The sequence below is a fragment of the Desulfothermus sp. genome, from assembly GCF_053993635.1.
This window is the reverse complement of record NZ_JBMYBT010000049.1, coordinates 1-12,066: the sequence shown is the minus strand read 5'-3', so window position 1 is coordinate 12,066 and position 12,066 is coordinate 1. Positions and strand designations below refer to the sequence as shown.

General features: G+C 35.7%; 11 protein-coding genes. 9 read left to right on the top strand and 2 right to left on the bottom strand.

The annotated features are described in order from the left end of the window. Positions 1 to 158 precede the first annotated feature (158 nt). Positions 159 to 908: a TlyA family RNA methyltransferase gene (locus ACY2V1_RS03720; RefSeq protein ID WP_461833452.1), complete on the bottom strand. Its 750-nt coding sequence runs from the start codon at positions 906 to 908 to the stop codon at positions 159 to 161. A gap of 199 nt (positions 909 to 1,107) precedes the next feature. Between ACY2V1_RS03720 and gap the strand changes: the two genes are divergently transcribed. The 6 genes from gap to ACY2V1_RS03690 all read left to right on the top strand — a co-directional run bounded on the left by gap (position 1,108) and on the right by ACY2V1_RS03690 (position 8,082). Further along, the gene (gene gap / locus ACY2V1_RS03715) at positions 1,108 to 2,106 is read left to right on the top strand and encodes a type I glyceraldehyde-3-phosphate dehydrogenase (protein ID WP_461833451.1); all 999 of its coding nucleotides are present in this window, start codon (positions 1,108 to 1,110) and stop codon (positions 2,104 to 2,106) included. Positions 2,107 to 2,177: 71 nt separating this feature from the next. Then, on the top strand, positions 2,178 to 5,666 hold the full coding sequence (gene dnaE / locus ACY2V1_RS03710) for a DNA polymerase III subunit alpha (protein WP_461833450.1): 3,489 nt from the start codon (positions 2,178 to 2,180) through the stop codon (positions 5,664 to 5,666). Positions 5,667 to 5,682: 16 nt separating this feature from the next. Beyond that, positions 5,683 to 6,081, top strand: coding sequence for a 6-carboxytetrahydropterin synthase QueD (queD, locus tag ACY2V1_RS03705; protein ID WP_461833449.1), 399 nt, complete (start codon positions 5,683 to 5,685; stop codon positions 6,079 to 6,081). A 2-nt stretch (positions 6,082 to 6,083) separates the two neighbouring features. After that, the gene (dtd, locus tag ACY2V1_RS03700; RefSeq protein ID WP_461833448.1) at positions 6,084 to 6,545 is read left to right on the top strand and encodes a D-aminoacyl-tRNA deacylase; all 462 of its coding nucleotides are present in this window, start codon (positions 6,084 to 6,086) and stop codon (positions 6,543 to 6,545) included. A 2-nt stretch (positions 6,546 to 6,547) separates the two neighbouring features. Further along, on the top strand, positions 6,548 to 7,711 hold the full coding sequence (locus tag ACY2V1_RS03695; RefSeq protein WP_461833447.1) for a SpoIIE family protein phosphatase: 1,164 nt from the start codon (positions 6,548 to 6,550) through the stop codon (positions 7,709 to 7,711). Between the two features lie 26 nt (positions 7,712 to 7,737). Next, complete coding sequence (locus tag ACY2V1_RS03690) at positions 7,738 to 8,082, top strand: STAS domain-containing protein (protein ID WP_461833446.1); 345 nt, start codon at positions 7,738 to 7,740, stop codon at positions 8,080 to 8,082. Between the two features lie 34 nt (positions 8,083 to 8,116). On the opposite strand, the gene ACY2V1_RS03685 is transcribed toward ACY2V1_RS03690, so the two are convergent. Then, complete coding sequence (locus ACY2V1_RS03685; RefSeq protein ID WP_461833445.1) at positions 8,117 to 8,548, bottom strand: secondary thiamine-phosphate synthase enzyme YjbQ; 432 nt, start codon at positions 8,546 to 8,548, stop codon at positions 8,117 to 8,119. Positions 8,549 to 8,799: 251 nt separating this feature from the next. Between ACY2V1_RS03685 and ACY2V1_RS03680 the strand changes: the two genes are divergently transcribed. The 3 genes from ACY2V1_RS03680 to ACY2V1_RS03670 all read left to right on the top strand — a co-directional run. Continuing rightward, positions 8,800 to 9,624 (top strand): electron transfer flavoprotein subunit beta/FixA family protein, encoded by an 825-nt coding sequence (locus tag ACY2V1_RS03680; RefSeq protein ID WP_461833444.1) that lies wholly within the window; start codon positions 8,800 to 8,802, stop codon positions 9,622 to 9,624. A gap of 9 nt (positions 9,625 to 9,633) precedes the next feature. Beyond that, positions 9,634 to 10,647, top strand: a complete 1,014-nt coding sequence (locus tag ACY2V1_RS03675; RefSeq protein ID WP_461833443.1) for an electron transfer flavoprotein subunit alpha/FixB family protein — start codon at positions 9,634 to 9,636, stop codon at positions 10,645 to 10,647. 23 nt (positions 10,648 to 10,670) lie between these two features. Then, on the top strand, positions 10,671 to 12,066 hold a 1,396-nt coding region (locus ACY2V1_RS03670), incomplete at its 3' end, for an acyl-CoA dehydrogenase family protein (RefSeq protein WP_461833442.1).

Genomic DNA, 12,066 nt, shown 5'->3' with positions numbered 1-12,066 from the left:
ATTTCTTTGGCTATTCCAATAGCCATTTTACACGTCTTTCATGCAGGATTTCCGCTGTGAAAAACCTCTAACTTAAGCATTTTCTCCCCCTTTTCTAAATAATCTTTTATAGATAACAAAAGAGGCTAATAACACACAAGAAAAATGTCAATATAATCTTATCTCTTTTTAAAATAAGTAAGATATTCCTGATTTCCCTTTGGACCTTTAATCTTTGAAGGAATTACACCTAGAAATATCATTTTTAGTTCCTTTTTCGCAAAATCCACTACTTTATTAATTGCCTTTTGCTGTAACATTTCATCCCTTACCACCCCTTTTCCAACCTCTTTTTTACTCAGTTCAAATTGTGGTTTTATAAGACAAATAAGTTCTCCCTGAGGTTTTAAAAATTGAAGGGATGGGGGAATTACTTTTGTTAGAGAGATAAAAGAACAATCAATTGTCACAATATCTACCTGTTCTGGGATTAAGTTTGGGTCTATATATCTAATGTTTGTTTTTTCAATATTAACTACCCTTGGATCCTTTCTCAATTTATAGTGGAGCTGGCCATATCCCACATCAACTGCATATACTTTTTTTGCCCCATGCTTAAGACAGCAGTCAGTAAATCCACCAGTAGAGGCTCCAATATCAAGCACTATTTTTTCCTTAAGATTTATTTGAAATGCTTTTATAGCTGTAAGTAGTTTAAGAGCCCCCCTGCTGACAAATTTATCTTGCTCTTTTATGATTATTTTTTCTGTAATTTCAACTAATTGTCCTGGTTTTTTTATTTGTTCCAATCCTCCATTTTTTTTAATAAATGCAAGGCCTGCCATAATTAGCCTTTTTGCCTTTTCTCTACTTTCAGAAAGTTTCCTTTTAACCAGGAGTTGATCTGCCCTTAATTTATTTTTTGCCATACTTGAAATTTGTGTTGGTTTAGGATAGTTAGTTTGGATACAATGGAAGACAGGTTATCTTTGTTTTTATGATTAATCGATAAGGCGTTGAGGGTAAAGCTTTTTTTGCAGAAATTTTACTATTGAATTTTTTTGAATAGGATTTATTGTGTTTTTAGTTAAATGACTTATTTTAATAATTAAAAAAGGAGGACTCAAGATGGCGGTAAAGATAGGTTTAAATGGTTTTGGGAGAATAGGTCGTTATGTCACCAGGCTGCTGGCAAATGATCAGGATTTAGAAATAGCCGTAGTAAATGCACGTGCAGATAATAATACTTTAGCCCATTTACTGAAATATGATTCTGTGCACAGGACATTTGAAGGTGAAGTTGTGCCAAATGATGAGGGATTTTTGTTAAATGGAAAGCAGATAAAGGTCACGAGAAAAGGTCCAGGGGAATGGGAATGGGGTGCTTTAGGTGTTGATATTGTGCTTGAGACCACAGGGAAGTTCAGGGACAGGGAGTCTTGTGAAAAGCACCTATCATGTGGTGCAAAAAAGGTTTTGATTGGTGCTCCAGGTAAAAATCCTGATATTACAATAGTTATGGGAGTTAATGATTCAGAACTAAAGCCTGACCATAACATCATCTCCAATGCCTCGTGTACAACCAATTGTATGGCACCACCAACCAAGGTTATCCATGAAAATTTTGGTATTGTCCGCGGCCTTATGACCACTGTTCATTCATACACAATGAGCCAGAGGATTTTGGATGGTTCCCATAAGGACTTAAGGCGTGCCAGGGCAGCTGCCATGTCCATGATCCCAACCACAACAGGCGCAGCAAAGGCAGTAACTGAAGTTATTCCAGCTTTAAAAGGTAAATTAAATGGTATGGCTATAAGGGTTCCTACCCCAAATGTATCCCTAGTAGATTTGACTGTTGAATTAGAAAAAGAGGTCACTAAAGAAGATTTAAATAATACCCTTAAAAAGGCATCAGAAAATGAATTAAAGGGAATTATGGATTATACTGAAATTCCACTTGTATCTGTAGATTATGTATCAACTTCCTATGCAGGCATTGTAGATGGGCCACTTACTGAAGTTATAGATGGAAAACTTGCCAAACTCATTATATGGTATGACAATGAATCTGGCTTTTCAAATCAGCTTGTAAGACTTACAAAAAAGGTTGCCACAATGTTATAAAAAATATTTTTCATAACCTGGAAAAGAGGGCAGGCCATCCTGCCCTTTTTATTTTAATAAAAAAGGAGCTTATGATGGATTTTGTGCATCTACATTGCCATACAGAATATTCTCTCTTGGATGGCGCTATTAGGATAAAAGATTTGTGTGACAAGGCAGTAGAGTTTGGTATGGATACAGTTAGTATTACTGACCATGGAGCAATGTTTGGATGCCTTGAATTTTATTTAACTGCCAAAAAATATGGTCTTAAACCCATTATAGGGTGTGAGGTCTACGTAGCTCCTGAACATAGAAAAAAGAAAGGGGGAGGATCCATAGGTGAGGCGGGATATCACCTTGTGCTTTTGGCAAAAGACAACGTTGGTTATCATAATCTGATTAAATTAGTAAGCCTTGGCTATTTGGAAGGATTTTACTATAAACCCAGGATAGATCATGAGCTACTTCAAAAATATAGTGAAGGGTTAATTGGACTATCTGCCTGTTTAAAAGGAGAAATACCCTATGTCTTAATGAGAGAGGGGATGGAGAGAGCTATTTCTGTTGCTAAAAAATACTCTGATTTATTTAAAGGTAGGTTTTATCTTGAGCTAATGGCAAATGGTCTTGAAGAGCAAAAAGAATTAAACGAGAAATTAATTGAGCTATCAAAAGCAACTAAATTGCCTTTAGTTGCAACAAATGATTGTCACTATTTAACCAAGGAAGATGCCCATGCTCATGATATTTTGTTGTGTATCCAAACCAACTCTCAGTTTGATGACGCAAAAAGAATGCGTTTTGGTTCGCAGGAACTATACTTTAAATCTCCTGAGGAAATGTTTAAAGAATTTTCCCATGTACCTGAAGCTATAGAAAACAGTGTTAAAATTGCCAGGGAATGTAGTGTGGAGTTGAAGCTTGGTGAGCATCATTTTCCTGTTTATGTTCCCAAAGGTGGCGGAAGTTTAGAAGAAGAATTTAAGAGATTGGCAAGACAAGGTTTAAAAGAGAGGTTAAAACAACTTAAATATCCTGTTGATGAAAAGGAATATTACGATCGTTTAGAGAGGGAAATAGAAGTTATATGTAAAAAGGGCTTTCCTGGATATTTTTTAATTGTTCAAGACTTTATCACATGGGCAAAGTCTCAGGGTATACCAGTTGGCCCAGGGCGGGGGTCTGCAGCAGGGTCCCTTGTTGCCTATGCCCTGAAAATTACCAATTTAGATCCAATAAGATATAATTTGCTTTTTGAGAGATTTTTGAATGTGGAGAGAGAGAGCCTTCCAGATATTGATGTTGATTTTTGTTATAATAGAAGGGAGGAGGTAATAAGGTATGTAACAAAAAAATACGGAAAGACAAATGTGGCTCAGATAACTACTTTTGGTACCATGAAGGCAAAGGCAGCTGTTAGAGACGTTGGCAGGGCACTTGGCATGAGCTACCAGGAGACAGACAGGATAGCCAAACTCATACCAAATGAGCCCAAAATGACCATTGATAGGGCCTTAGAAATGGAGCCTGAGTTAAAAAATAGGGTAGAAACAGATCCAAAGGTAAAGGAGTTAATAGAGGTATCCAGAAGACTGGAAGGGCTATGTAGACATGCTTCCACCCACGCTGCAGGGATAGTCATCTCTGACAAGCCAATGATAGAATATCTTCCTTTATATCTAGGGAAAAAGGGAGAAGTAGTTACCCAGTATGATATGAAAATGGTGGAGAAGGTAGGTCTTATAAAATTTGATTTTTTGGGGCTTAAGACCTTAACTGTTCTTAGTGACGCAGTTAGGCTTGTAAAAGAAAACAGAGGGATTGATATAAATCTAGAAGACATCCCTTTAGATGACAAAAAGACCTTTGAACTTTTATGTAAGGGTGAAACAGATGGTGTGTTTCAATTAGAGAGCTCAGGGATGAGAGATGTGTTAATCAGGCTAAAACCTACTTGTTTTGAAGACCTAATTGCGCTCCTGGCTTTATATAGACCTGGTCCTTTAGATAGTGGAATGGTGGATGATTTTATTGAGAGGAAACATGGAAGGGTTGAAGTGACCTATCCCCATCCAAAATTAGAGCCAATCTTAAAAGAAACCTACGGTGTTATATTATATCAAGAACAGGTGATGAGGATTGCATCTGACCTTGCCAATTACACCCTTGGGGATGGTGATATCTTAAGGAGGGCAATGGGGAAAAAGATTCCTGAGGTAATGGCAGAGCAGAGGACTAAATTCTTAAAAGGTGCAAAACAAAATGGAATAGAAGAAGATACTGCTAATTATATATTTGATTTAATGGAAAAATTTGCAGGATATGGGTTTAACAAATCCCATAGTGCCGCTTATGCCTTAATTTCTTATCAAACTGCATACATGAAGGCCCATTATCCAGTAGAGTTTATGGCAGCCTTGCTCACATCTGAAGTTGGGAATCCTGATAAAGTAATAGCTCATATAAATGCCTGTAGGGAAATGGGAATTGAAGTCCTAAAACCAGACATAAATAAAAGTTCTGAATACTTCTCAGTTAAGGACAACTCAATTTTGTTTGGGCTTTGTGCAATCAAAAATGTTGGAATAAATGCAGTTAAGGAAATTATAGAAGAACGCAATAGAAACGGCCAATATAGATCTTTAAAAGATTTTTGCAACAGGGTCTCTTTAAGAAAAATAACTAAAAGGGTATTGGAATATCTAATTAAAAGCGGAGCCTTTGACGGGTTTGGTTATAGTAGGCGTGGTATGTTTGAAAGTCTGGATAAAATAGTAGGTAAGATACAGAAAAAGGCCAGGAAAAAGAAAAGACCAGGTATTGTTGTGCCCACTCTGTCTCAATGTACTAAGGGAAGTTTAGATATGAATTTAGAAGAAGAGGAAGTTGAGGAGCTAAATATCGATGAGTGGGAAGAAGACGAGAAATTGAAGTATGAAAAAGAGGCTCTTGGATTTTATGTATCTTCCCATCCATTGCTAAAATATAAAAATAAAATTAAGTTGCTTAACACAACTCCAATTAAATGGTGTATGGAACTGCCAAATAATAGTGAAACAAATATTGCAGTTATAGTTACCGCAGTTAAAGAAAAGTTGACAAAAAAAGGCGATAAAATGGCCTTTTGCCAGGTGGAGGACCTATCAGGTATTGCTGAGATGGTACTGTTTCCCGATATGTATCAAAAGATAAAAAGCTATTTAGAAGGAGATATTCCCCTTTTATGCAGGGTGAAGACAGACTTAAAAGAGATAGAACAAACTTCATCTGAAGAAGAAGGTAATTATAAGAAGGTTAATTTTGTGTGCCTTGATGTAAATCTTTTGGAGCAAGCGACAGTGACAGAGGACAGGCCTTTTTTAATTGCAATTGAGAAATCGTCATTAACTGAATCAAATATTGAGAGATTAAAGGATATTATAAAAAATAATTCTGGACCAAATCCTGTCCATTTAAAAATATTATTCAATCATGCTGTTTGTGAAATAAGACTTGGTCCTGAATTTAGTGTTGCATTGACAGAAAAATTTGATAAAGAAATAAGCCAGTGGAAGAATAAAAAGTGGGTTACACATTGAACAGGGAGATCCATGTATGAAAAAAAAATCAATCTTTAAGCTGAAGGTATCATCTCATTTTAGTTCTTCTCACCAGCTAAGGAATTATAAGGGAAAATGCGAAAATCTCCATGGCCATAATTTTGTAGTGGAAATAGTTGTAAAGGGCAGTGAATTAGACAAGGAAGTTGAATACTTAATAGATTTTAAAAAACTTAAAAAGATGCTAAATGAAATCATTGAACCACTAGACCATGTTCATTTGAATAATGTGCCTCCTTTTGATAAGATCAATCCATCCTCCGAGAATCTTTCTAGGTATATATACAAGGAGATGGAAAAAAAACTTGAACCATATAGAAATATTGAAATTGAACAGGTGGGGGTGGCTGAGAATGTTGGCAGCTGGGCCTACTATATAGAGAGTGAAAACTAGCTATGAGAATAATAATTCAGAGGGTTAAATTTGCAGAGGTATTGGTAGGGGATAGATCTGTAGCAAGAATTGATAAAGGACTTTTCTTGTTACTTGGCTTTTCAAATAACGACAAAGAGATTTATAAGTCTCCTTTATGGTTCAAGATTATAAAAAAGATTCCAGAGCTGAGGATATTTTCAGATGATGATGGTAAATTTAATCTTAGTTTAATGGATGTGGATGGAGAAATATTGGTTGTTTCCCAATTTACTTTATATGGTGACATGAAAAAGGGCAAAAGACCGTCATTTACAAATTCATCCCCTTATAAAGAGGCAAAAGAACTTTATAATGCATTTATAAAAGATTTAGAGGAGATAATGCCAGGAAGGGTTAAACAGGGCATTTTTGGCGCAAATATGGACATTAATTTGTGTAACTTTGGGCCAGTAACTTTAATTTTGGACAGTGATTATATGTAATTATGAGAAGTTCTTTTGTAATAAAGATACTTTGTTCTAATAAGGATGAGTTATTAGAACATGCCTTAAAGAAGGTATTTTTTGAACGTGATTCAGTAGAAATTAAATACAGTGAAGGTACCAATAATTTTTTAGAAGATTATTATATAGTTAGGCCAGATATACTAGTAGTTGATTCATATAAATTTTCTGTTGAAGTTATTAATTACATTAGAAATCAAGCAAATGACTCTGATGTATATATTTTAGTTATACTGGATAAGTCTGAGTTTGAGCTAAAAGAAGAAATCTTAAACCAGGGAGCAGATGATTTTTTAATTAGACCTTTTTCTTATGGAGAAGGAGAGGTAATTTCAAGATTAAATGTGGCAAAGCGACATACAATTTTGTATAAGCAACTAACAATTGCATATAATAGACTTTCAAAAGAAATTGAAACAGTAAGTGTGCTACAGCAAAAACTATTACCTAAATCAACAGTTGAATTCCCTGGAGTGTTTATTGATTTTTTTTATGAACCATCTGATAGGGCAAGTGGAGATTATTTTGATTTTTTCCCTGTACAAGAAAATATTTTGCGGGCTGTTATAGCGGATGTATCAGGCCATGGTTCAAAGGCCGCATTCATAATGTCACTGGTCAGGGCTTTAGTTCGGGTCTCTAATAAGATATTTTTGTCCTTGGATAATTTGGTTAGTATCATAAATAATGAGCTCATAGAGGTGATAGGGGAAGATATAGACTTTGTTACTTTATTTGCTGCTGATATTGATGTGAAGAATATGGAGCTATCATATATTAATGCAGGCCATTGTCCTGGGATTTTAGTAACAAATGAAAACCAGATATATTTGTTAGAGGCTGACCATAGTGTGCTTGGCTTCTTTTTTCAGGAATTTAAAATAAAAAAAGTTCCAATTAAAGATTACAGGGGTATTTTGCTTATAACTGATGGATATTATGAATGGAATTTGGATAGAAATAATATTTGGGGATTTAATAATTTCAAAAAATTTTTAGAGGAAATTTTTACAAAAGAGAAAGAATTTTATCTTGATATGCTGGAAAGTTATTTAAATAATCAATTGGAACTTCCCCCAATGTATAGAGACGATAGAAGTGCATTGTGGATAAAATTCAAAAATAGTAATTATAAAAAATATTAACCTAAAATTAGATTAGGAGTCTCAAAATGGAAACTTTGGATTTTAAAAAAGAGAAAAAGTATAGTATTATAAAATATTCAGGAGAATTAACCCTGGATGTTGTAGAGGAATTAAAAGAAGAGATTTCAAAATTTATCGACGAATGTGGAGATGATAAGTCCATAGTGTTTGATCTATCTGATATTTCTTTTATGGATAGTTCTGGTATAGGATTTTTGGTCCATTTAAATAATGTAAACAAGACAAAAAACAAAATGTTATATTTATTAAAACCGTCAGCAGCAGTGAAAAAGACACTTTCTCTAGTAAATCTTTTGAACTTTTTTGAGATTATAGAAGATGAAAACGAGTTAGATATTGAAATTGAATAATAGCTAAGTACATAGGGTTCCAGCTTTGTATAACCTATTCTCCAATTATTTTAATGAGCACCCTTTTTTTTCTACCCCCGTCAAATTCTCCATAAATAATCTTTTCCCAGGGGCCAAAATCTAATTTTCCATTGGTAATTGCAACAACAACTTCTCTTCCTATAATCTGTCTCTTTATATGGGCATCTGCATTGTCTTCGCCCACGGCGTGGAGATACACATTGTGTTTATAATTTGTTACAGGCTCATGGGGAACCAGTTCTTCCAAAAAATCGTCAAAATCCTGGTGAAGTCCTGGTTCGTCGTCATTAATAAATACAGAAGAGGTGATATGCATGGCATTAATTAGCATGAGCCCCTCTTTTATCCCGCTTTCCTCAACACATTTTTCCACTTCAGGGGTGATATTTATAAAACCCCTTCTTGTCTTGACATTAAGCCAAAGTTCCTTACGATAACTTTTCATTGCTCAATCTCCCTGAGGGATAAGTTTTTTAATGTTCATATTCTCTGTTTTGGTTAATATTTTTATATTTTTATTGAAAATTATCAATATTAAAATTTTTTTTAGTTGACTTCTAAGTTGTCAGACTAGCAATTGTTTTTGTTTGGGGTTTAGATTACAATTGCTATATCTATAACTATAAGTTGTTTTTTTTTAATAATTACTTTTGCTTTAAAACGTGAAAAAAATATAATTATGTAGTGGAGGTGACAATGAGTTTTAATATGGTGGTTTTGGTAAAGCAGGTTCCAGATACATCCAATATAGTCGAGGATGCCATGAAGCCTGATGGTACTGTAAATAGGGATGCCCTTCCAGCTATAATAAATCCAGAAGATTTGTGTGCCCTGGAGGAGGCCATAAAAATTAAGGAAAAGTCAGGAGGCACTATAACTGTCATATCCATGGGACCTCCAAAGGCTGAAGATGCCTTGAGATATTGTTTATGTATGGGAGCAGATAAGGCCATACTTTTGAGCGATAGAAAATTTGCAGCATCAGATACACTTGCCACTTCATATACCCTTGCCAAGGCAATAGAAAAATTGCCATGTTTTGATATTATTTTTTGTGGTAGACAGGCAATTGATGGAGATACTGCCCAGGTAGGACCTCAGGTTGCGGAAAAATTAGATATAAACCAGCTAACTTATGTAATTAATATTGCTCAGCTAACAAAAGAGTATATCGTGGTGAAGAGAGATATAGGTGATGGATATGAGGTTTGCAAATCTCCCCTACCAGTCCTTTTAACAATTTCGTCTAAGGCAAATACCCCACGGCCACCTTCTGTAAAAAGGGCAATGGCATACAAGAATTTAAAGGCCCAAAAAGATGATAATGGGTTAATTTTATTGTGGGACCATGAGTCAATTGGAGCAGATCCAAATCGCTGCGGACTCAAAGGGTCCAAAACCAGGGTGAAAAAGGTGGAGAATGTGGTGTTAAAGACCTTTGACAAAAAGGATATTCAGCCCATATTGGAATGTATATCTAGGCTTTTAAAAGAGTTAATGGAAGATCACATAATCGGTTAGGAGGAATTGATGGAAAAAAATATAATGGTGTTTTTGGAGTATAAAAAGGGAAAGCTTCAGGATGTAAGCAAAGAACTCTTAAGTAAAGCAAGGACATTGGCTAAAAAATTGGGCAGCAAGGTCTTAGGCCTGGCAGTTGGATATAATCTCAAAAATTTATCTGAGTTAGGGGAATATGGTGCAGACAAGATAATTTATGTATTCAATAAAGAGTTATCCTTATACAGGAGTCTCCCTTTTGCAAAGGCAGTTATTTCTGCTATTTTGCATTATAAACCCTATATAGTCCTTTTTGGGGCCACTCATGTTGGAAGGGATTTGGCACCAAGGGTTGCCTCCAATTTACAGCTAGGTCTTACTGCTGATTGTACGGAACTTAAAATTGGTGATTACAGGGCTGGAAAGATTTTGTTTAAAGATCAGCTACTTCAAATAAGGCCTGCGTGGGGGGGGAACATCATAGCCACAATTGTATCCCCAGAATCTATTCCTTCAATGGCAACTGTGAGGGAAGGTGTTATTGCTATTGATGAAATAACTTCTGGAAAAAAAGCGGATGTAGAAGAGTTTTGTGTAGAATTTTCAAAACAAGAGCTGCTCACAGAGATAATTGAACAGAGCATAGAAGAAAAGGACGTGGATTTAAAAGGCGCCAAAATAGTTATTGGCGCGGGAATGGGAGCAGCTGACGATCATATAATGGAATTGATTTTTGAGCTGGCGAAATTACTTAAGGCAGAGGTTGGTGGGTCAAGGCCCATTATTGATGCAGGTTATCTAAGTCCGCATAGACAAATTGGCCAGACTGGGGTTACAATAAGACCAAATTTATATATTGCCATGGGGATTTCTGGACAGATCCAGCACCTTGTTGGAATCATGAATTCAAAGAGGATTATTGCAATAAACAAAGATCCAGAGGCACCTATATTTGAGGTGGCCCATTACAGGATCGTAGGTGACCTAAAAGATGTATTGCCAATGATGATTAAGGCATACAAAGATATTTTAAAAAAGAGTTAATGTTACTTTAGGAGGTTTTAGCTGTGCCTAATTTTTATAAAGACAATAAGGATATATTGTTTTTGCTTGATAATATAGATATATCCAAGATAATCTTGTTAAGGGAAAAAGATTTTACAGAAAAGGATATCTATGAATATGCCCCATCAAATGTTGAAGATGCAATGGAGAATTATAAAATTGCCCTTGATATATTAGGTGATATATGTGGCAATGTAGTAGCTCCAATGGCAAAGGATGTTGATATTGAAGGTGCCAGGTTTGAAAATGGTGAGGTACATTATGCAAATGGGACCAAAGAGGCATTACAGAGACTAACACAAGCAGATTTTATGGGTTTTACAATTCCAAGAAAATACGGAGGCCTGAATTTTCCAAAGACAATTTATTCCCTGGCCATTGAAATGGTCTCAAGGGCAGATGCTTCTTTAATGAATTTATTTGGATTGCAAGAAATTTCAGAAACAATATATAGATTTGGTACAGAAGGTCAGAGAAAAAAATATTTGCCCAAGTTTTGTTCTGGGGAATATACGGGGGCAATGGCCCTGACAGAGCCCGATGCAGGTTCAGATTTGCAGGCTGTTTCATTAAAGGCCACTTTAGGCAATGATGGTAGATGGTATTTAGATGGGGTGAAGAGGTTTATCACCAATGGATGTGCAGATATAATCCTGGTTCTCGCAAGGTCTGAGCCGAATATTAAAGGCGCAAGGGGACTTTCCCTTTTTATCTATAAAAGAGATGAACATATAAAGATAAGAAGAATTGAGGAAAAATTGGGTATCCATGGATCACCCACATGTGAGATTATGTTCACACATGCACCAGCTGAACTCCTTGGAGAAAGAAAATTAGGGCTGGTGAAATATACCTTTTCTTTGATGAATGGCGCGAGGCTGGCTGTAGCAACACAGGGCGTTGGTATTGCAGAGGCTGCATATAGAATGGCATATGATTACGCAAGCAGTAGAAAACAGTTTGGCTCATCAATTATTGAATTTCCCCAGGTGTATGAAATGCTAATTAACATGAAAGTGGACATAGAAGCAGCACGTAGACTGGTCTATTTTACTTCCAATATAGTTGATTTAAAGGAATCTTTTGAGGAAAGATTGGCAAACTCAGGGGACAAAACATTAAAAAAAGAATTTAAGCAATATTCAAGATACGCTTCTTTTTTGACCCCTATGTCAAAGATATTTGCAACTGAAATGGCAAATAGGGTTGCTTATGATGCTCTTCAGATCCATGGGGGAGTAGGATATACCAGGGATTTTGAAGTGGAAAGATTGTACAGGGACGCAAGGATTACAAATATCTATGAAGGCACTACCCAGCTCCAGGTTCATGCAGCTATTGGAGGGGTTATAACTGGTGGGGTAATGAATCTTACAGATGAACTTATTCCCAAAATTA

Bases quoted from the DNA above. Each gene is read 5' to 3' on its own strand.
- ACY2V1_RS03720 (WP_461833452.1), bottom strand. From the start codon at position 908: ATGGCAAAAAATAAATTAAGGGCAGATCAACTCCTGGTTAAAAGGAAA.
- gap (WP_461833451.1), top strand. From the start codon at position 1,108: ATGGCGGTAAAGATAGGTTTAAATGGTTTTGGGAGAATAGGTCGTTAT.
- dnaE (WP_461833450.1), top strand. From the start codon at position 2,178: ATGATGGATTTTGTGCATCTACATTGCCATACAGAATATTCTCTCTTG.
- queD (WP_461833449.1), top strand. From the start codon at position 5,683: ATGAAAAAAAAATCAATCTTTAAGCTGAAGGTATCATCTCATTTTAGT.
- dtd (WP_461833448.1), top strand. From the start codon at position 6,084: ATGAGAATAATAATTCAGAGGGTTAAATTTGCAGAGGTATTGGTAGGG.
- ACY2V1_RS03695 (WP_461833447.1), top strand. From the start codon at position 6,548: ATGAGAAGTTCTTTTGTAATAAAGATACTTTGTTCTAATAAGGATGAG.
- ACY2V1_RS03690 (WP_461833446.1), top strand. From the start codon at position 7,738: ATGGAAACTTTGGATTTTAAAAAAGAGAAAAAGTATAGTATTATAAAA.
- ACY2V1_RS03685 (WP_461833445.1), bottom strand. From the start codon at position 8,548: ATGAAAAGTTATCGTAAGGAACTTTGGCTTAATGTCAAGACAAGAAGG.
- ACY2V1_RS03680 (WP_461833444.1), top strand. From the start codon at position 8,800: ATGAGTTTTAATATGGTGGTTTTGGTAAAGCAGGTTCCAGATACATCC.
- ACY2V1_RS03675 (WP_461833443.1), top strand. From the start codon at position 9,634: ATGGAAAAAAATATAATGGTGTTTTTGGAGTATAAAAAGGGAAAGCTT.